The sequence below is a fragment of the Streptomyces sp. NPDC052701 genome (assembly GCF_040678355.1).
GTDB lineage: Bacteria > Actinomycetota > Actinomycetes > Streptomycetales > Streptomycetaceae > Streptomyces.
This window is the reverse complement of sequence record NZ_JBFATO010000002.1, coordinates 13,797-32,658: the sequence shown is the minus strand read 5'-3', so window position 1 is coordinate 32,658 and position 18,862 is coordinate 13,797. Positions and strand designations below refer to the sequence as shown.

The 18,862-nt window shown below is 72.0% G+C and carries 18 protein-coding genes; 11 read left to right on the top strand and 7 right to left on the bottom strand.

All coding sequences use genetic code 11. The features are described from left to right. Window positions 1–32: 32 nt before the first annotated feature. Window positions 33–677, top strand: coding sequence for a carbonic anhydrase (locus AB0L29_RS03155; protein WP_365823412.1), 645 nt, complete (start codon window positions 33–35; stop codon window positions 675–677). Between the two features lie 148 nt (window positions 678–825). On the opposite strand, the gene AB0L29_RS03150 is transcribed toward AB0L29_RS03155, so the two are convergent. Beyond that, complete coding sequence (locus tag AB0L29_RS03150) at window positions 826–2,652, bottom strand: bifunctional metallophosphatase/5'-nucleotidase (RefSeq protein ID WP_365822748.1); 1,827 nt, start codon at window positions 2,650–2,652, stop codon at window positions 826–828. Window positions 2,653–2,819: 167 nt separating this feature from the next. On the opposite strand from AB0L29_RS03150, the gene mshD reads away from it, so the two are divergent. After that, a complete protein-coding gene (gene mshD, locus AB0L29_RS03145) occupies window positions 2,820–3,746 on the top strand; it encodes a mycothiol synthase (protein ID WP_365822746.1) in 927 nt (308 codons plus the stop codon). Between the two features lie 200 nt (window positions 3,747–3,946). Continuing rightward, entirely contained in the window at window positions 3,947–4,165 is a 219-nt protein-coding gene (locus tag AB0L29_RS03140; RefSeq protein ID WP_365822745.1) for a hypothetical protein, read from the top strand. Between the two features lie 231 nt (window positions 4,166–4,396). On the opposite strand, the gene AB0L29_RS03135 is transcribed toward AB0L29_RS03140, so the two are convergent. Then, window positions 4,397–5,077, bottom strand: a complete 681-nt coding sequence (locus AB0L29_RS03135) for a WYL domain-containing protein (protein ID WP_365822743.1) — start codon at window positions 5,075–5,077, stop codon at window positions 4,397–4,399. A gap of 714 nt (window positions 5,078–5,791) precedes the next feature. Here AB0L29_RS03135 and AB0L29_RS03130 point away from each other — a divergent pair. The 4 genes from AB0L29_RS03130 (at window position 5,792) to AB0L29_RS03115 (ending at window position 11,841) form a co-directional block, all read left to right on the top strand. Further along, window positions 5,792–7,093 carry a hypothetical protein gene (locus AB0L29_RS03130; RefSeq protein WP_365822741.1) on the top strand — a complete coding sequence of 434 codons (1,302 nt, stop codon included), beginning with the start codon at window positions 5,792–5,794 and terminating at the stop codon, window positions 7,091–7,093. 925 nt (window positions 7,094–8,018) lie between these two features. Continuing rightward, window positions 8,019–10,253, top strand: a complete 2,235-nt coding sequence (locus AB0L29_RS03125; RefSeq protein WP_365822739.1) for an RNA degradosome polyphosphate kinase — start codon at window positions 8,019–8,021, stop codon at window positions 10,251–10,253. Beyond that, window positions 10,234–11,379 (top strand): CHAD domain-containing protein, encoded by a 1,146-nt coding sequence (locus tag AB0L29_RS03120; protein WP_365822738.1) that lies wholly within the window; start codon window positions 10,234–10,236, stop codon window positions 11,377–11,379. Before AB0L29_RS03125 ends, AB0L29_RS03120 begins: the two co-directional genes overlap by 20 nt. 39 nt (window positions 11,380–11,418) lie before the next feature. After that, window positions 11,419–11,841, top strand: a complete 423-nt coding sequence (locus AB0L29_RS03115) for an NUDIX hydrolase (protein ID WP_365822736.1) — start codon at window positions 11,419–11,421, stop codon at window positions 11,839–11,841. 215 nt (window positions 11,842–12,056) lie between these two features. Here the strand turns inward: AB0L29_RS03115 and AB0L29_RS03110 are convergent, their stop codons facing one another. Further along, window positions 12,057–12,230 (bottom strand): hypothetical protein, encoded by a 174-nt coding sequence (locus AB0L29_RS03110; protein WP_365823451.1) that lies wholly within the window; start codon window positions 12,228–12,230, stop codon window positions 12,057–12,059. A gap of 159 nt (window positions 12,231–12,389) precedes the next feature. On the opposite strand from AB0L29_RS03110, the gene AB0L29_RS03105 reads away from it, so the two are divergent. Both AB0L29_RS03105 and AB0L29_RS03100 read left to right on the top strand, forming a co-directional pair. Further along, window positions 12,390–13,235 carry a hypothetical protein gene (locus tag AB0L29_RS03105; protein WP_365822734.1) on the top strand — a complete coding sequence of 282 codons (846 nt, stop codon included), beginning with the start codon at window positions 12,390–12,392 and terminating at the stop codon, window positions 13,233–13,235. Window positions 13,236–13,325: 90 nt separating this feature from the next. After that, a complete protein-coding gene (locus tag AB0L29_RS03100) occupies window positions 13,326–13,496 on the top strand; it encodes a hypothetical protein (protein WP_365822733.1) in 171 nt (56 codons plus the stop codon). 15 nt (window positions 13,497–13,511) lie between these two features. Here AB0L29_RS03100 and AB0L29_RS03095 read toward each other — a convergent pair whose 3' ends face one another. Continuing rightward, window positions 13,512–13,862, bottom strand: coding sequence for a metal-sensitive transcriptional regulator (locus AB0L29_RS03095; protein WP_365822731.1), 351 nt, complete (start codon window positions 13,860–13,862; stop codon window positions 13,512–13,514). Window positions 13,863–14,101: 239 nt separating this feature from the next. Here AB0L29_RS03095 and AB0L29_RS03090 point away from each other — a divergent pair, with 239 nt between their 5' ends. Next, entirely contained in the window at window positions 14,102–14,722 is a 621-nt protein-coding gene (locus AB0L29_RS03090) for a DUF47 family protein (RefSeq protein WP_026252685.1), read from the top strand. 9 nt (window positions 14,723–14,731) lie between these two features. Further along, window positions 14,732–15,730 (top strand): inorganic phosphate transporter, encoded by a 999-nt coding sequence (locus AB0L29_RS03085; protein WP_365822729.1) that lies wholly within the window; start codon window positions 14,732–14,734, stop codon window positions 15,728–15,730. 149 nt (window positions 15,731–15,879) lie between these two features. Here AB0L29_RS03085 and pstB read toward each other — a convergent pair whose 3' ends face one another. From pstB to pstC, 3 genes are read right to left on the bottom strand one after another with little or no spacing between them, the layout of a single operon-like run. Further along, window positions 15,880–16,656 carry a phosphate ABC transporter ATP-binding protein PstB gene (gene pstB / locus AB0L29_RS03080; protein ID WP_365822728.1) on the bottom strand — a complete coding sequence of 259 codons (777 nt, stop codon included), beginning with the start codon at window positions 16,654–16,656 and terminating at the stop codon, window positions 15,880–15,882. Between the two features lie 51 nt (window positions 16,657–16,707). Beyond that, window positions 16,708–17,757, bottom strand: coding sequence for a phosphate ABC transporter permease PstA (gene pstA, locus AB0L29_RS03075; RefSeq protein WP_365822726.1), 1,050 nt, complete (start codon window positions 17,755–17,757; stop codon window positions 16,708–16,710). Continuing rightward, complete coding sequence (pstC, locus tag AB0L29_RS03070) at window positions 17,754–18,761, bottom strand: phosphate ABC transporter permease subunit PstC (RefSeq protein WP_365822724.1); 1,008 nt, start codon at window positions 18,759–18,761, stop codon at window positions 17,754–17,756. Before pstC ends, pstA begins: the two co-directional genes overlap by 4 nt. Window positions 18,762–18,862 lie beyond the last annotated feature (101 nt).

Here is an 18,862-nt window from a genome sequence, read left to right as displayed (position 1 = left end):
TCCTGCGGGCCGGGCTCACCGGAGCAGCCGCCCTGGGCACCGGCGTCGCCCTCGGCGCGGCCCCCGCCTCCGCCGCCGCTACGCGCCCCCGGCCCGGCACCCCCGAAGAGGCCCTGCGGGAGCTGGCGGCGGGCAATCTGCGCTGGCGCACCTACCGGGAACGGCACCCGGACGAAACCCCCGCCGTACGGCGGAGCCTGACGACCGGCCAGCACCCCTTCGCCCTCGTCCTCGGCTGCATCGACTCCCGCGTGCCTCCGGAGCTGGTCTTCGACCAGGGTCTCGGTGACCTGATGACCGTGCGCTCCGCCGGGGAGGTCCTCGACGAGGCCGTTCTCGGCAGCGTCGCCTACGGCGTGCTCGAACTGGACATCCCCTTGGTGCTGGTGCTCGGGCACCAGTCGTGCGGGGCGGTGAAGGCCGCGGTCCAGGCGGATGGGACCGGCGGGCGCCTGCCGGCCCACATCCAGTACATAGCCGACCAGATAGCCCCGCACATCGACCGCACCCAGGAGGGCGACGCCCGCGTCGACGCGACCGTCGACGCGAACGTGCGCGCCGTCCGCTCCCGGCTGGCGGCGGAGCCCGACCTCGCGGCGCGGGTGGCCACCGGCCGGCTGGCCGTCGTCGGCGCCCGCTACGAACTGACCAGCCAGCGCGTCCACCACGTGTCCTGACGGCCGCGGCACGGCCCGTGGGGCACCGCACGGGCCCCCGCGGGGCCCCCACGGGCACCCCACGGGCACAGAAGAAAGGCGGTGCGGGCCGCCGGGCTCCCCACCGCCTTTCCGTTCACGGCGTTCCCGCCGCGCGCCTGCCGTGCGCCTACCGCACGATCGTGATCCGGTCCGCCTTCGGCGGGGCGATCGGGTCCGTGGGCGAGGAGTTGGCCGTCAGGTACTTCTCCAGAGCCGTCAGGTCGTCGGCGCCGACCAGGTCGTTCGTGCCCTGGCCCAGCGTCGTGAAGCCGTCGCCGCCGCCCGCGAGGAAGCTGTTGGCCGCGACGCGGTAGGTGGCCGCCGGGTCGATCGGGGCACCGTTCAGCCTGATGGAGCCGGTGACCACGCGGTCCGCGCCGGTCTTCGTCAGATCCAGCGTGTACGTCAGACCCGACGAGACCTGCAGGATCTTCGGCGCCGCCGTGTTCGCGCCGCTCACCTGCTCCTTGAGCACCTGGATCAGCTGGGCGCCCGTGAAGTCCTGCAGGTTCACGGTGTTGGCGAACGGCTGCACGGTGAAGCCCTCGGCGTACGTCACCACGCCGTCGCCCTCACCGGCCTTGGCCGCGTAGGTCAGCGGGGCCCGGATACCGCCGGGGTTCATCAGCGCCAGGTCGGTCTCCGGGTCGAGCTCCTTGCCGTGCGCGAGCTGGGCGTCCGCGATCAGGTCGCCGAGCGGGGTCTCGGTACCGGTGTTGCCGATGTCGGCGGAGATGTGGCCGATCGCGCGGTTGCCGATGGGCGCGGCGAGGGTGTTCCACCTGTCGATCAGCTCGGTCATGTCGGGCGCCTTGGGGACGTCCCGGGTGACCACGTGGTTCGCCGAGGTGACCGCCGTACGGGCGATGTCGCCGGTCCACCGGTCGTAGGTCAGCGTGGTGTCCGTGTAGAGGCGGCCGAAGGACGCGGCCGAGGTGACCATGCGCGGCTTGCCCGCCGGGTCGGGGATCGTGCACACGTACGCGCTGTGGGTGTGGCCGGTGACCAGCGCGTCGACCTGCGGCGTGACGTTCCTGGCGATGTCGACGATCGGGCCGGAGACGCCGTCGCCCGCGCCCGGCGCGTCGCAGTCGTAGTTGTACGCCGTGGAGGCCGGGAAGCCGCCCTCGTGCACGAGGGCGACGATGGACTTCACGCCCTGCTTCTGGAGTTCCTTGGCGTACTTGTCGATCGTCTCGACCTCGTCCTTGAAGACCAGGCCCTTGACGCCCTCGGCGGAGACGATGTCCGGGGTGGCCTCCAGGGTCACGCCGATGAAGCCGATCTTGACGTCCTTCTTCTTCCACACCCAGTACGGCTTGAGGAGGGGCTTGCCCGTCTTCTCGTCGAGGACGTTGGCGGCCAGGTAGGGGAAGTCGGCGCCCTCGAACCCCTCGTCCGTGTAGCAGCCGTCCGTCGGGTGGCAGCCGCCCTTCTGCAGACGGGCCAGTTCCCCGGCGCCCTCGTCGAACTCGTGGTTGCCGACGGAGGTGACGTCCAGGTCGAGCTTGTTCAGCGCCTCGATGGTCGGCTCGTCGTGGAACAGGCCGGACACCAGCGGGGAGGCGCCGACCATGTCGCCGCCGGCCGCGGTGACGGAGTACTTCCGGCCCTCGCGCGCCTTGCGCAGGTGGGTCGCGAGGTACTCGACGCCGCCCGCGTCGACGGTCCTGGTGGTGCCGTCCTCGTCCAGGTGCGTGACCCGGCCGGAGGAACCGGCCGGCGGCTCCAGGTTGCCGTGCAGATCGTTGAAGGACAGCAGCTGCACGTCCTGGTAGCGGCCCGGGAAGTGACCGCCCGGGTGGCGGCTCTCGCCCGCGCTCGCCGACCCCGGCAGCGCCGCCGCGGCCAGTGCGCCGACGGTGGCGGCACCGGCCGCGAGAGCGACAAGACGGGTCGTACGGCGTCTGCGGCGCGGGTGCTGCGCCGGGGAAGCCGGAGAAGTGGCTGGCATACGCCCCCCTGTGAGTCTTTCGGAAGGCCGGGAAGGTGGTCCGGTCCGGGGCGCAGCCTAGAGTCAACGCGCGTAGCGCGACAGAGGGTTCCCGGTTACATCCTGGTTGCTTCTTCCCCCGTTCCCTTGCCGCCACCACGCCGGTGTCTGCCCGTACCCTCGTACGCATGACCAGCGACGACATCGCACGGCCCGGCCGCACCCGTTCGATCGAGACCCGTTCCGCACCCTCGCCGCAGCAGGTCGAGGCCGTTCTCGGGCTCCTCGCCGAAGCCGCCCGCACCGACGGCCGGCAGGCGGTGTCCGAGCAGGGCCGGCTGCAGCTGCGCGGCGGCGAGCGCGCGGGCGTCTCCCACTACCTGCTGAGCGTCGAGGGCGAACTCGTCGGCTACGCCCAGCTGGAGGACACCGATCCGGTGGAGCCGCCGGCCGCCGAGCTGGTCGTCCACCCCGCGCACCGGGGGCGGGGGCACGGGCGGGCGCTCGGCGCGGCGCTGCTGGCCGACTCCGGCAAGCGGCTGCGGGTCTGGGCGCACGGCGGGCACTCCGCCGCCCGGCACCTGGCCCAGGTCCTCGGACTCACCCTGTTCCGCGAACTGCGCCAGATGCAGCGCCCGTTGACCGACTTCGACGCTCCGGAGCCGGTGCTGCCGGACGGCGTGACCGTCCGCGCCTTCGTGCCCGGGCAGGACGACGCGGCCTGGCTCGCCGTCAACGCCGCCGCCTTCGCCCACCATCCCGAGCAGGGTTCCCTCACCCAGCGCGACCTGGACGACCGCAAGGCCGAGCCGTGGTTCGACCCGGCGGGCTTCTTCCTGGCCTTCCGGGGCGGGGAGCTGGTCGGCTTCCACTGGACGAAGGTCCACGCGGCCGAGCGTCTCGGCGAGGTGTACGTCCTCGGTGTCAGCCCCGAGGCCCAGGGCACCGGCCTGGGCAAGGCCCTCACCACGATCGGCCTGCGGCATCTGAAGGAGCGGGGGCTGCCCACGGCGATGCTGTACGTCGACGCCGACAACGAGGCGGCCGTGTCGGTGTACGAGCGGCTGGGCTTCACGACGTACGAGACGGACCTGATGTACCGGACGGAGACGTGAGGCAGGCCGTCCGACGGGGCTGCGACGCCGTGCTCACCCGGGGCGCGGCGGGACCGCCCCGCCCGTGACCGGCGCGGCCACGGGACGGCACAGGGCGGATCCCGCTCCGTCCGGGTGACAACCCGCCCGGAGAAACAGCGACCCGGTCGTGGGCCACGTCATCATGACCCCATAACGACCGCTCGCCGCCGGGAGAGCACATGTACGGCACGGAGAACACCGAGATGTACGACGTGGAAGAAACCGGGACTTCCGGTCAGGCGTCGCACAGCAGCACGCGCACCGGGAACACGAGCACCAGGAATCCGGCCGCCGACATCGAAGCCGTTCTGAACGCCGTGTTCGGAACGACGGACAGGGAAAAGAAAGCGCGGGAAAACATCGCAGAGGAACAATTCTCCGCCGATTGTCCGGGTTAGAGGAAGGAAGGCTGCACACCGTCCGGCAGCCTTCCGGCACCTTTTCGACCGCTTTCCGTCCGATTTCCGGCCGATTTCCGGTCCGGCCCTTCGCTGTTCCGCGTGACGACCGGCGCCGCGGCGGTCTCCGGCCGCACACCACCGGCCGGACAGGCCCCGCTCCCCCTCCCCCCGCCTCCCCCGCGCGGTCCGGGCACGCCCCGGCCGCAGCCCGCCTGCGCACCCCTCCGCTCAACCGCCCTCAGCGATCGCAGCCGACGGATCCGGCAGGGCAGGCGGCTTGGGGAACCTTTCCTCCCTCAGGGTCGCGGAACGTATCCGATCGATCCGGAAGGACCGGATGTCCTTGCGCATCCGGCACCGGCCGACCAGGAACCAGCCGCGGGACCCGGCCACCAGAAGGTGCGGCTCCACTTCCCGGACCGTCCGTTCCCCACGGCCCTTCTCGTACGCGATCCGCAGAACGCGACGCTCCTGCACGGCCTGCCGCACCACTTCCGCGACGGTCGGAAAAGCGGGGTCGGCGGCGGTCCGCGTCAAAGGCGAGGTGACGGCGAGTCCGCCGGCCTGCTCGGCGGCGTCGTCCGGCATGACGGCCAGGATCTTGCGCAGCGCGCTCCGGGCGTCCCGCGCGAAAGGCGTTTCGTCCGCGTGGCTGAGCGCGACCGCGAGTGCGAGCATTTCCCGGGAATCAAGACTCAACGGCGCCAAGGTCGTCGACTTGTCCAGTACGTAGCCCCCGCCCGGCCGGCCGCCGATGGGAAATCCCGCCTGCTGCAGGTCTTTGACATCGCGCTTCACGGTCTGCAATCCGACCCCGAAACGTTCGGCGAGCTGCCGGGCGGTCCTGGGCTGCGGAGCTGCGTTTCTCAACTCGGCGACCAGTGAATACAACCGATCCGTCCGGTCCATCCACCGAAAGTAACACGCACCCCGCCGAAGCCGCTCACCGGAAGACGGCCACGAGAAGCAGCGGTACGGCGGGCGGGCGATAATCCGTCGCCCGGAACCCGTGACACGGTCACGCGCGGATTTTTCCGGGCCGTCCTCGGCGGACGCGGCCGCGAGCGAGGGGGACCAGGGCGCCGTGGCGGCCGGGGCGTCGCTCCGGGCACGAACCGGCCGGCACCCGGTCGCGGCCGGGAGAACCGGGAGAACCGGGAGAGGAACGGCTCCGGGCCGGGCCGCTGCGGCGGGCCGCCCACGGCCGCGGCCCCGCGCCGCGCGACTCGGGCGACGCCGTCCGGCCGGCGCGGCCTCGCCCACGAGCCGTCGCCACAAAAAGGCGATTCCGTCCGGCGAGACAAAAAGACGGTCCTATTTTAATGCACCCGTAAAGAGGAAGGGTGGCTGAAGCGCAACCACACGTGCGGGTGAGTATCGTCAACAGAAGGTAGGGTACGAAGCCGGTGCCGGAGTGCGCGAAGAACCGGGCTCGCGACGGCCCGGGAAGCGAAGTCCTTTTACAGCCGGGGGACTTCGCAAAAGCAGTGGCACGGAAACACTCGCGATCGTCTTTGATCAGTAACGTGCGCGTGTCTGCGCCGAACTAAGCGTCCTGATTGTTAAAAATACTCCCGACTGCACCTTTTGTGGCCATAAAGTTTCGTTGCCGAGGAGCATGACATGCAGGTTCGCAGGTGGCTCCCAGACCAGCCCACTCGTATCGGCCGGCACGACTGGCCGGACGAAGGTGACAACGGAACACACATGCGGCTGCGGGCCGGCTCCATCGTGGTGCTCGACCGGCAGGCATGGCGGATCCTGGAGATCAACGGCTACACGGGCGACCGGTGGCCGGACTCCTACGAGAAGGCCTGGCGCGACCACGTGGAGCTGTGGTGGCACGCCAACGAACTGCGGCGGGCCAACAACCAGGTGGCCAAACCGGCTCCCGAGCGGGCCGAGTTCTACAAGCGTCCGGTGATCCTGGTGCTGCGCAACGAGAACCTTCCCCGGTCCACGCCGAAGCACTGGTGCGCCCCCGCCAGCCACGACTGGCAGGTCCTGCCGGAGCACTACGCGGTCTGCCGCGCCTGCGGCGAGCTGCCGCCCTGCCAGCACGGGGAGTACCGCTGGGAGGGCGGCCCTCGGTGGCCGGAGCAGAACGGCGGCATCCCCCTCATGGTGCCCGAGGGCTGCTGCATGGGATGCGCCGAGCCGATCAAGCCGCGGATGCGGACCGTGCGCTTCCCGGGCCCGAACCTCTGGTACCCGGACCTGGGGGAGGACACCGCGGTCTTCCACGCCCGCGCCGCCTGCGCCGACCAGGTCGACTGCTACCGCATGCAGTGGCAGACCGAGTACAACCCGCGCCCCTCCCTGCCCCCCGCCACCCCGGAGTTCCCCGGTTTCGAGCACTTCGTGCTGCCGCGGGCGCGCAACACGCCGGCTCCGGCCCCGCACGCCCAGCAGATCTCCCAGGGCCCGCATCCCGCGCATCCCGCCCACCCCGCCCATCCCACCCATCTCTCGCAGTCCTCGCCGGCCGCGCCGTCGCGGCCGGAGGAGGAGTACGCCTCCATGACCGGTGACTCCGACGCCTTCCACACCTCCCACGCCTCGTTCGAGACGTACTGGGAAGGCGCGCAGACCGGCGCCGCGTCGGCCGGATCACCGGCCCTGGCCGTCTCCGAGCCGGCCCTCGCCGCCTCCGACGCGCCCGAGGCGGACCAGGCCGTGCCGGTCCGGCCCGCCTCACCGGAACCGCCTCCCGGGACCGAGCCGCCGTCCTCCCCCCACCTCTCCCCCTCCGCCGTGAGCACCGGGCTGGCCGTCAAAGCGGCGGAGGAGCTGGGGCTGTCACTGACCGGGCACCCGGCCTTCCACAACGCGGAGCAGGCGGCCCGGGTGATCGAGGAACTCACCACCGCGGTCCGCAACATCGCGCTGTGTCTGAACGATCCGGCGGTCCGCGCGCGCTCCTGACCCGCCGACGGCCGGGTCCGGGCCCCGTGCCACGGCCTCATGGGCCGGCCGCGTCCGCGCCGGGGCCGGCCACGGCGGCGCGGGCGAGTCCGCCCGGCCCGCCCTCGCCGCCGGGCTGCCGGCCCCCACCGGGACACGGCCACCGTGCCCGGCGGGGCTCCGGCGCAGGCACGGGCACGGGTGGGCTGCGCCGGCCAGGACGAGCCGCCGTACCCGCAGCTCACCGTCGCCGGGACGCCACACCCGGGCGCCGCCCCCGGCCCCGGCCGCCGGGGCGCGTCCGCAGCCGGGCGAATCGTGGCCAGGCTGATCGTGACCGGGCGGATCATGGTCGGCGGCAGCCTCGGCCCCCGGCGAAGGCCCTCCCGCTGTCCGGCGGCCAGCGAGCCCGCGTGGCCCTCGCCCTCGCCCTCGCCCGGACACCGCAGCAGATCCCGAGGGCCGCCGCGTGACCGCCGTACCGGACGGTGCCCCGCTCCCCTGGCCGGCCGGGCGTACGGCGAGCGCGTCGGTCCCGTCCCCCGGCCGGTCCGCCGCGGCTTTCCGGCCGTCACCGCGCCCGTCACCGCGCCCGTCACCGCGCCCGTCACCGCCACCGCCTTCGCGCCGGTGCGCCGCCGCACGGCCCGGACCCCGTCCCGCGCGTCCCGCCACCGGGGGAGGCACGTGCGGCGCCCGGCTCCGGAGCCGGGGGCACGGACCGGCCGGGACGCCCCCGGGCCGCCTCCCGCTATCCCGCACGTCATGTCTCCGTAACCGCTGATTCAGACGGCCTTGCGACGCTCGGCCAATGACTCCCGCCGTGCCAGAGCCTTCGCCGCCCCGAGAGGGTCCCGGGGGCGACGGGGGCGCACCGGCCGCGCCCCCGCCACCACCCGCGCTTTCCGACGCGCCTGTGATGCTGGCGACGCGGAAGAATGTATTCATGAGCCAGCCGAATCCTCAGGCCCCGGTCCAGCACCCGCAGCCCTCCGTGGGCTCCATAGCCGCCCACCGCCCGCACACCGTGGCGGCGACCGTCTCCGATCTGGAACCCGACCTCGACGCCGACCTCGACGGGTACGAGGAGTCGCCGGCGGACGGGGCCCGGCCGCTGCCGCAGGGGCGCTTCCTCGACCGGGAACGCAGCTGGCTGGCGTTCAACGAGCGCGTCCTGGAACTCGCCGAGGACCCGGCCACGCCCCTGCTGGAGCGCGCCAACTTCCTGGCGATCTTCGCCAGCAACCTGGACGAGTTCTTCATGGTCCGGGTGGCCGGCCTGAAGCGCCGCATCGCCACCGGCGTCGCCACCCGCTCCGCCTCCGGGCTGCAGCCGCGCGAGGTCCTGGAGATGATCTGGGCCCGCTCGCGCGAGCTGATGGCCCGGCACGCCGCGTGCTTCCACGAGGACGTCGCCCCCGCCCTCGCCGAGGAGGGCATCCACCTGGTCCGCTGGAACGAGCTGACGGACAAGGAGCAGAGCCGTCTGTTCACGCTGTTCCGCAACCAGATCTTCCCCGTCCTCACACCGCTCGCGGTCGACCCGGCGCACCCCTTCCCGTACATCTCCGGCCTGTCCCTGAACCTGGCCGTCATCGTGCGCAACCCGGTCACCGGCCACCGCCACTTCGCGCGCGTGAAGGTGCCCCCGCTGCTGTCCCGCTTCCTGGAGTGCTCCCCGGGCCGGTACGTCCCCCTGGAGGACGTCATCGCCGCCCACCTGGAGATGCTGTTCCCGGGCATGGAGGTCCTGGAGCACCACACCTTCCGGGTCACCCGCAACGAGGACCTGGAGGTCGAGGAGGACGACGCCGAGAACCTGCTCCAGGCCCTGGAGAAGGAGCTCATGCGGCGCCGCTTCGGGCCGCCGGTGCGCCTGGAGGTCGAGGAGTCCATCGACCGCGAGGTGCTCGACCTGCTGGTGCGCGAGCTGAAGATCACCGAGGCCGAGGTCTACCCGCTCCCCGGCCCCCTGGACCTCACCGGCCTCTTCCGCATCCACGGCCTGGACCGGCCCGAGCTGAAGTACCGCAAGTTCATCGCCGGCACCCACCGCGACCTCGCCGAGGTCGAGTCGGCCTCGCCGCCGGACATCTTCGCGGCCCTGCGCAGCCGGGACGTGCTGCTGCACCACCCGTACGACTCGTTCTCCACGTCGGTGCAGGCCTTCCTGGAGCAGGCCGCCGCCGACCCGGACGTCCTCGCCATCAAGCAGACCCTGTACCGGACCTCCGGCGACTCCCCGATAGTGGACGCGCTCATCGACGCCGCCGAGTCCGGCAAGCAGGTCCTCGTCCTGGTCGAGATCAAGGCCCGCTTCGACGAGCACGCCAACATCAAGTGGGCGCGCAAACTGGAGGAGGCCGGCTGCCACGTCGTCTACGGCCTGGTCGGCCTGAAGACGCACTGCAAGCTGTCGCTGGTGGTCCGCCAGGAGGGCGACACCCTGCGCCGCTACAGCCACGTCGGCACCGGAAACTACCACCCGAAGACGGCCCGCCTCTACGAGGACCTCGGCCTGCTGACGGCCGACCCGCAGGTCGGCGCCGACCTCTCGGACCTCTTCAACCGCCTCTCCGGCTACTCGCGCCGCGAGACCTACCGGCGCCTGCTGGTCGCCCCCAAGTCCCTGCGCGACGGCCTGATCTCGCGGATCGACAAGGAGGCCCAGCACCACCGCGCCGGACGCCCCGCCTACATCCGCATCAAGGCCAACTCGATCGTCGACGAGGCCCTCATCGACGCCCTGTACCGCGCCTCCCAGGCGGGCGTCCCGGTGGACGTGTGGGTGCGCGGCATCTGCGCGATCCGGCCGGGCGTGACGGGCCTGTCGGAGAACATCCGGGTCCGGTCCGTCCTGGGCCGCTTCCTGGAGCACTCCCGGGTCTTCGCCTTCTGCAACGGCGGCGAGCCCGAGGTGTGGATCGGCAGCGCCGACATGATGCACCGCAACCTCGACCGCCGCATCGAGGCCCTGGTCCGGGTCGTGGACCCGGCCCACCGGGCGGCGCTCATCCGGCTGCTGGAGACCGGCATGTCCGACACCACCGCCTCCTGGCACCTCGGCCCGGACGGCGAGTGGACCCGGCACGCCACCGACGGGGACGGCGGGCCCCTGCGCAACATCCAGGAGATGCTCATAGACGCCCGGAGGCGCCGGCGTGGCAACGCGACACCATGATCCGACGACGGACCTCGGGGCCGGGGCGGTGACCGCGGACGCCCTCGCGGGCTATCTGCGGGCCCAGGCCACCGAGTTCCTCCGCGCCCTGCGCCTGCACCGGGAGACCGGCGCGGGCACGGGCGGCTCGCAGGAGTCCGTCGAGGCGGCCCGCGCGCTGCGCCGCTCGGCCCGCCGCATCAGCGGCAGCCTGCACACCTTCCAGCCCCTCCTCGACACCGACTGGTCCGAGGGCATGCGCCCCGAACTGGCCTGGGTGTCCGGCACGCTGGCGATGGAGCACGCGTACACCTCGCGTCTGGAGCGGCTGCTGGCCGCGCTGCACCGCCTGTCGGGCTCGGCGGCCCTCCCCGCCCACCCGGCCGCCGCCGTGGCCGGGCGCTCCGGGGGGACGGCGCGGACGGACCCCGGGGGCTCCCCCGCGCGGGCCCGGCCGGGCACGGGGGAGGCGTCCGGCCACGCCGGTCCCCCGCCCCACCACCCGGCCGCCTCCTCGGAACGCGGCAAGCTCACGGTCGGGGCGGCGAAGGCGGGCGCCCTGCTCGAACGCCAGCTGACCCTGGCCCGCACCCGGGCCCACTCCACGGCCCTGCAGGCCCTGGGCAGCAGCCGCTTCCACGCGGTCGCGGACAAGGTCGCTTTACTGGCCAGCGAGGTCCCCCTGAACCGCCCCGCGGCCACAGCCGACCTGCGTCCCCTGGCCGCCGCCGCGCAGGAGCGTCTCGCCGACGCCGTCGCCGCGCTCCCCCTCCTCACCGCGGGCAGCCCGTACAACGCGGAGGCGCTGGCCCACGGCCTGTCCCCGGACCCGGCCCCGCACCCGCAGGACGCGCCCTGGCACCAGGTCCGCCTGCTGCTGCGCCTGCACCGCTACGCCCGCGAGGTCGTCCGGGGCGAGAACGCGCCCGCCGACGTACGGCTGCTGGCCGCCGGCCAGGCCCTGGACCGGCACCGCGACGCCTCGGAGGCGGCGGCCGCGGCGGCCCAGGCCGCCCGCACGCCCCGCATCACCCCGGCCACCGCGTACGCCCTCGGCGTGCTCCACGCCGACCAGCGGCACGAGGTGGAGGCGGCGCGGTACGCGTTCCAGCGCTGCTGGGAGAAGGACGTCGTCGGCGCGTCGTGACGAGGGCCCGAGGAAGGCGAAGGAGGCGGTGAGCACCCCGTGAACTCCCCCGACGACACCACCGTCCAGGCGGCCGGCTGCGTCCTGTGGCGCCGCTCCCCCGAGGACGGCGCGCTGGAGGTCTGCCTCGTCCACCGGCCCAAGTACGACGACTGGTCCTGGCCGAAGGGCAAGCTGAAGCCCGGCGAGGACCCGCTGGCGGGCGCCCTGCGCGAGGTGGCGGAGGAGACCGGCTGCACCGCCGCGCCCGGCGCCGAGCTGCCCACCCTGCGCTACACGGCCGGCGGCCGCCCCAAGCAGGTCCGCTACTGGGCGGCCGAGGCCACCGGCGGCGCCTTCGTCGCCACCGACGAGGTGGACCGCGTGCTGTGGCTCACGCCCGGCGCGGCCCGCCGCCGCCTCACCCGGCCGCAGGACCGCGACCTGGTCGACGCCCTCCTCGAAGCCCTGCGCCTGCCCTGACCCTGCGCCTGCCCCAGGGTCTGTCGTCAAACTCCCGCCTGCCCCGCGACGCCCTGCACGCACTCTCGCCGCACCGGGCGCAGACCCGAGTACATCCAGTACGAGGGCCGACGCCCGGCACGCCGAGAGCACGCACCCGACGCCGCGGGGCCCACCCTCCGGGCGGACGACGGGAGTTCGACGACAGGCCCCAGGCCCTGTCGCCGACGGCCGGGTCAGCCGTCGGCGGTGTGCCGCGCCGCGTCCGTCCGGGCCAGGCTGCGGGCGCGGCGGGCCGGCCCGCTCCAGCCGCAGGTGCAGCGGGCCAGGCAGAAGGGCCCCCGCTCCACCATGGTCGTGCGGTGCTCCGGCCCCTCGGGGGAAAGCGCCGACCGCTCCTGCTCAGTCACGCCGGTCACCGTACCCACGCCAGGTGAACGGCCCGTGCCGGGCGTCCCCCTCTCCCGTCCCACCGCGCCCCCGTGCGCGCGTGACGGCGCTAGCTACCCGTCGTTAACCGGAACGACAGCGGGCCCGGGACGGACGCAGCGGCTGGGGGTAGGCAGGCGATGACCAGGCGGCAACGACAGCGGAGGCGTACGGGGCGGGCGGCCGCCGCGGCCGGGGCCGTGCTCTGCGCGTGCCTCGGCGCGGGCGGGTGCTCCGGCGGTGACGCCGCCGCCGAGGACGTCCGCGCCGGCGACTCCGTCGAGGCGCTCCACCGCGCCGCCGGCCGGCTGGTGGCCGCCGGGAGTTCCAAGGCCCGTACCTCGGTGCAGATGGCCACCGGCGGGACCCGGGTGACCATCAGGGGCGAGGGCGTCTACGACTACCGGCAGCGGCTCGGCCGGCTGGAGGTGCTGCTGCCGCAGGACCCGGCGGGTTCCGCCACGCGCCGGACCATCACCGAACTCCTCGCCCCCGGCGCCCTGTTCATGAAGAACCGGGGAGCCGGCGTGCCCGCCGACAAGTGGGTGCGGGTGGAGACGCGGACGCTGTCCGACGGCAATCTCGTGACCGGCGGCGCCACCGACCCCCTCGCGGCCGCCGAGGTGCTGCGCGGGACACGGACGGCGACCTACGTGGGACGCACCGAGGTGGCCGGCACCGCGGTACGGCACTACCGGGGCACGGCGGACCTGGCGGTCGCCGCGCAGCGCGCCTCGGCCGGCAACAGGGCCTCCCTGGCGGCGGCGGCGAAAGGGTTCGCCACGGCCGAGGTGCCCTTCGACGCCTACCTCGACGACCAGGGCCGCGTCCGCAAGGTCCGGCACCGGTTCAGCTTCGTCAACGGCCGGGGACGCAGCCCCCTCGCCGTCGCCTCGACGACCCTGCTGTACGACTTCGGGGCCCCCGTCGAGGTGCGGCTGCCGGACGGCGACGACATCTACGCGGGCCGGATCGCCGAGGAGTGACCGGCGTGAACTAGCCCGTCCGTGCCATGCGCGGCGCGTGCGCCGCTCCTTACTCTAGGAAGCAGGTGACGGCAGAGACGAGGTGACGGCGTGGCTCCGGTCGGCGGTACGGCGGTTCAGGACCATGTGGCCCTCGCCGAGATCGAGCTGTGCGGAGAGCTGATCATCGCGGCCTCGGCCGCCGAGGACCGGCTCAGTCTGGAGAGCATCGACGAGGTGCTGCGCGTCGCGGAGGCGCGGGCGCAGGCCGGCGGGGGCTGAGCGGCCGGGAGGCGGTCACGTCCGCAGCATCCGGGCGATCGCCCGGGTCGCCTCCTGCACCTTCGCGTCGATCTCGTCCCCACCCTTGACGGCCGCGTCGGCGACGCAGTGGCGCAGGTGCTCCTCCAGCAGTTGCAGGGCGAAGGACTGCAGGGCCTTGGTGGAGGCGGAGACCTGGGTGAGTATGTCGATGCAGTAGACGTCCTCGTCGACCAGCCGCTGCAGGCCGCGGATCTGGCCCTCGATGCGGCGCAGCCGTTTGAGGTGTTCGTCCTTCTGATGGTGATACCCGTGCACTCCCCGGTCATGATCGGTGACCGTGTCGGGGGAGGAGGGCGCTCCCGCGCCGGCCTCGGTGGTCGTCATCGCGTCCTCCTGTTGCACAGACAGCCGACATATACCCCTGGTGGGTATATGGTACCCAACTTCGCTGGGTATAGGGCCCTTGGCCGATGCGGTGTGCGGAGGCCGGATCCGATCCATGAACCGCCCCCGTGCTCATCACACTGTCCGATGGGCGACACTGGTGGGCGGCCCGATAGCCGTGGCCGGATGATGCGCCTAGCATCAGCCTGACCGAAACCGATGCATTTTGAGGACCCCACGTGCGCTTTCGTCTGACCCCCAGGGAGACGAGCTTCTACGACATGTTCGCCGCGTCCGCGGACAACATCGTCACGGGCTCGAAACTCCTGATGGAACTGCTCGGGGCGGACGCTTCCGCCCGAGCCGAGATCGCAGAGCGTATGCGGGCAGCGGAACACGCAGGTGACGACGCCACGCACGCGATCTTCCACCAGTTGAACTCCTCGTTCATCACGCCGTTCGACCGCGAGGACATCTACTCCCTGGCCTCGTCCCTCGACGACATCATGGACTTCATGGAGGAGGCCGTCGACCTGGTCGTCCTCTACAACGTCGAGGAACTGCCCAAGGGCGTCGAGCAGCAGATCGAGGTCCTGGCCCGCGCGGCCGAGCTGACCGCCGAAGCCATGCCGCACCTGCGCACCATGGACAACCTGACCGAGTACTGGATCGAGGTCAACCGCCTGGAGAACCAGGCCGACCAGATCCACCGCAAGCTGCTCGCCCACCTCTTCAACGGCAAGTACGACGCCATCGAGGTCCTCAAGCTCAAGCAGATCGTGGATGTGCTGGAAGAGGCGGCGGACGCCTTCGAGCACGTGGCGAACACGGTGGAGACCATCGCCGTCAAGGAGTCCTGAGGCCCGTCCATGGACACCTTCGCCCTGGTCGTGACCATCCTGGTCGCGCTCTTCTTCACGTACACGAACGGCTTCCACGACTCGGCGAACGCCATCGCCACGTCCGTCTCGACCCGCGCCCTGACCCCGAAGGCCGCCCTGGCGATGGCCGCGGTGATGAACCTGGCCGGCGCGTTCCTCGGCTCGGGAGTCGCCAAGACCGTCAGTGAGGGCCTGATCCAGACGCCCGAGGGCTCCAAGGGGATGGGCATCCTCTTCGCCGCCCTGGTCGGCGCGATCACCTGGAACCTCGTCACCTGGTACTTCGGCCTGCCCTCGTCCTCCTCGCACGCGCTGTTCGGCGGCATGGTGGGCGCGGCCCTGGCCGGCGGCACGACGGTGTACTGGCACGGCGTGTTCGAGAAGATCGTCATCCCCATGTTCATCTCGCCGGTGGTGGGCCTGCTGGTCGGCTACCTGGTGATGACGGCCATCCTGTGGCTCTTCCGGCGGACCAACCCGCACAAGGCCAAGCGGGGCTTCCGCATCGCGCAGACGGTGTCGGCGGCGGGCATGGCCCTCGGCCACGGCCTGCAGGACGCCCAGAAGACCATGGGCATCGTGGTGATGGCCCTGGTCATCGCGGACGTCGAGGACCAGGGCGACCCGATCCCGGTCTGGGTGAAGGTCGCCTGCGCGGTGATGCTGTCGCTGGGCACGTACGCGGGCGGCTGGCGCATCATGCGCACCCTCGGCCGCAAGATCATCGAACTCGACCCGCCGCAGGGCTTCGCGGCGGAGACGACCGGCGCGTCGATCATGTTCACCACGGCGTTCCTGTTCAAGGCGCCGATCTCCACGACCCACGTCATCACCTCGGCGATCATGGGCGTGGGCGCGACGAAGCGGGTGAACGCGGTGCGGTGGGGCGTGGCCAAGAACATCATCCTCGGCTGGTTCATCACGATGCCGGCGGCGGCCGCGGTGGCCGCGTGCGCGTTCGGCCTGGTGCACCTGGCCTTCCTGTAGGGGCGCCCGCCCCGGCCCGCCACCGGCGGGCGTGAAGGCGCCGCACGGCAGCGGGCCCGCCCCCCGGCTCCCGGGGGGCGGGCCCTTCTGCGTCCCCGCGGTGGCACCGCCATGCAGCACCGCGAGGGGTCCGAGGACGGACCGCCGGCTCAGCCGAAGCGGCCGGAGATGTAGTCCTCCGTGGCCTGGACGGACGGGTTGGAGAAGATCCGCTCCGTGTCGTCGATCTCGATCAGCTTGCCGGGCTGGCCGACGGCCGCCAGGTTGAAGAACGCCGTGCGGTCGGACACGCGCGCCGCCTGCTGCATGTTGTGCGTCACGATGACGATCGTGAACCGCTCCTTCAGCTCGCAGATCAGGTCCTCGATCGCCAGCGTCGAGATGGGGTCCAGTGCCGAGCACGGCTCGTCCATCAGCAGCACGTTCGGCTCGACCGCGATCGCCCGGGCGATGCACAGCCGCTGCTGCTGACCGCCCGACAGCCCCGAGCCCGGCTTGTTCAGCCGGTCCTTGACCTCGTTCCAGAGGTTCGCGCCCCTGAGCGACTTCTCGACGACGTCGTCCAGCTCGGACTTCTTGTACTTGCCGTTCAGCCGCAGCCCCGCCGCCACGTTGTCGTACACCGACATCGTGGGGAAGGGATTCGGCCGCTGGAAGACCATGCCGACCTCACGCCGCACGGCCACCGGGTCGACCCCGGGCCCGTACAGGTTCTCGTCGTCGAGCATGACCTTGCCCTCGACGCGGCCGCCCGACGTCACCTCGTGCATCCGGTTGAGCGTGCGCAGGAAGGTGGACTTGCCGCAGCCCGACGGACCGATGAAGGCCGTCACGGACCGGGGCTCGACGGTCATCGAGATGTCCTCGATGGCCAGGAAGGAACCGTAGTAGGCGTTGAGGCCGCTGACATCGATGCGCTTGGCCATGTGAATCACTGCTTCTTTCGCGTCGCTGACTGTTCGCTTGCGGCGGCCGCGTCAGCGACCGGTCTTCGGGGCCTTCCAGCGGGCGATGCCCCGGGCCACGAGGTTGAGGATCATGATGAAGGCGATGAGCACCAGGGCCGCCGCCCACGCGCGGTCGTACGCCGCGTCCGCACCCTGCGAGTACTGCAGGTAGATGTAGACCGGCAGCGAGGCCTGCGGGTCGGAGAACGGGTTCGCGTTGATGAAGCTGGTGACCCACACCAGCAGCAGCACGGGAGCCGTCTCACCGGTGATGCGGGCGATCGCGAGCATCACGCCCGTGGTGATACCGCCGATGGCGGTCGGCAGGACGACCTTGAGGATGGTCCGCCACTTCGGCACGCCCAGCGCCAGCGAGGCCTCGCGCAGCTCGTTGGGGACGAGCTTGAGCATCTCCTCGGTGGAGCGGACGACGACCGGCAGCATCAGGATGGTCAGGGCCATCGAGCCGGCGAAGCCGGAGTAGCCCATGTCCAGGATCACGATCCACCAGCTCAGGATGAACAGGCCCGCGACGATCGACGGGATGCCCGTCATGACGTCGACGAAGAAGGTGACCGCCTTGGCGAGCTTGCCCCGGCCGTACTCGACCAGGTAGATCGCGGTCAGCACACCGACCGGGACGGAGATCAGGGCGGCGAGGCCGACCTGCTCCAGGGTGCCGAGGATGGCGTGGTAGATGCCGCCGCCGGGCTCGACGTCGGCGACCACGCCCATCGAGTGGGTGAGGAAGTAGCCGTCGAGGACCTTCACACCGCGCTCGACGGTCTCCCACACCAGGGAGGCCAGCGGGACCACGGCGAGGATGAAGGAGACCCACACCAGGCTGGTCGCCAGCCGGTCCTTGGCCTGCCGGACGCCCTCGACCCGGACGGCGATGCCGTACGAGGCGACGACGAAGAGGAGCGCGGCGATCAGGCCCCACTGGACGTTGCTGTCCAGCCCGGCCGCGGCGCTGATGCCGAGACCGGCCGCGATCGAGCCCGCGGCGACCGCCCACGGGGTCCACTTGGGCAGCGTGGCACCGCGCAGGCTGTGCCGGGTGTTCACCGTGTGGCTCATGCGTTGGCCCCCGAGTACTCCTTGCGGCGGTTGATGATCATGCGGGCACCGCCGTTGACCAGCAGGGTGATCACGAAGAGGACGAGACCGGAGGCGATGAGCGCGTCCCGTCCCATCGGGGTGGCCTCGTTGAACTTGCTGGCGATGTTCTGCGCGAAGGTGCCGCCGCCCGGGTCGAGCAGGCTGGCGCCGATGTCGAAGCTCGGGGAGAGGACCATGGCCACGGCCATCGTCTCGCCGAGGGCGCGGCCGAGGCCGAGCATGGAGGCGGAGATCACGCCGGACCGGCCGAACGGCAGCACGGACATCCGGATGACCTCCCAGCGGGTGGCGCCGAGCGCCAGGGCGGCCTCCTCGTGCATCTGCGGGACCTGGCGGAAGACCTCGCGGCTCACGTTGGTGATGATCGGCAGGATCATGATCGCGAGCAGGATGCCCACGGTGAACAGCGAGCGGGGGGCGCCGCCGTTCCACTCCAGGACGCCGGTCCAGCCGAGGTAATCGTCCAGCCAGCCGTAGAGCCCCTCCAGGTTCGGCACCAGGACGAGGGCGCCCCACAGGCCGTAGACGATGGAGGGCACGGCGGCGAGCAGGTCGATCACGTAGGCGATCGGGCCGCTGAGCCGGCGCGGGGCGTAGTGCGTGAGGAAGAGGGCGATGCCGACCGCGATCGGGACCGCGATGACCATCGCGATGACCGACGAGACGACGGTGCCGAAGACCAGCACCGCTATGCCGAAGACCGGCGGCTCACCCGTCGGGTTCCACTCGAAGGTGGTGAAGAAGTTGCCCTCGTCCTTGCTGATGGCGATGGCGGCCCGGTAGCTGAGGAAGACCGCGATGGCGGCCATGATCACCAGCAGGAAGATGCCGGAACCGCGGGAGAGCCCGAGGAAGACCCGGTCTCCGGGGCGGGTGGCGCCGCGGGCGGCCCGCTTCTGCTCGGTGGCGGAAGGCGGCTGGGGGGCGGGGGGCGCGTCGTTTTTCTGTGTCGTCACATCCATCGGCTTCTCCGGTCTGCGGAGCCGCCGCGGCTGGCGGCTCGGGGCGGAGCCTCCCGGCGGGCGGGAGGCTCCTGGCGGCGGTGCACCGGACGGTGCGGCCC

Coding starts and splice junctions, on each gene's coding strand:
- AB0L29_RS03140 (WP_365822745.1), top strand. CDS start 3,947: ATGTACGGCACGGAGAACACCGAGATGTACGACGTGGAAGAAACCGGG.
- AB0L29_RS03150 (WP_365822748.1), bottom strand. CDS start 2,652: ATGCCAGCCACTTCTCCGGCTTCCCCGGCGCAGCACCCGCGCCGCAGA.
- AB0L29_RS03125 (WP_365822739.1), top strand. CDS start 8,019: ATGAGCCAGCCGAATCCTCAGGCCCCGGTCCAGCACCCGCAGCCCTCC.
- AB0L29_RS03105 (WP_365822734.1), top strand. CDS start 12,390: ATGACCAGGCGGCAACGACAGCGGAGGCGTACGGGGCGGGCGGCCGCC.
- pstC (WP_365822724.1), bottom strand. CDS start 18,761: ATGGATGTGACGACACAGAAAAACGACGCGCCCCCCGCCCCCCAGCCG.
- AB0L29_RS03085 (WP_365822729.1), top strand. CDS start 14,732: ATGGACACCTTCGCCCTGGTCGTGACCATCCTGGTCGCGCTCTTCTTC.
- mshD (WP_365822746.1), top strand. CDS start 2,820: ATGACCAGCGACGACATCGCACGGCCCGGCCGCACCCGTTCGATCGAG.
- AB0L29_RS03095 (WP_365822731.1), bottom strand. CDS start 13,862: ATGACGACCACCGAGGCCGGCGCGGGAGCGCCCTCCTCCCCCGACACG.
- pstA (WP_365822726.1), bottom strand. CDS start 17,757: ATGAGCCACACGGTGAACACCCGGCACAGCCTGCGCGGTGCCACGCTG.
- AB0L29_RS03135 (WP_365822743.1), bottom strand. CDS start 5,077: ATGGACCGGACGGATCGGTTGTATTCACTGGTCGCCGAGTTGAGAAAC.
- pstB (WP_365822728.1), bottom strand. CDS start 16,656: ATGGCCAAGCGCATCGATGTCAGCGGCCTCAACGCCTACTACGGTTCC.
- AB0L29_RS03130 (WP_365822741.1), top strand. CDS start 5,792: ATGCAGGTTCGCAGGTGGCTCCCAGACCAGCCCACTCGTATCGGCCGG.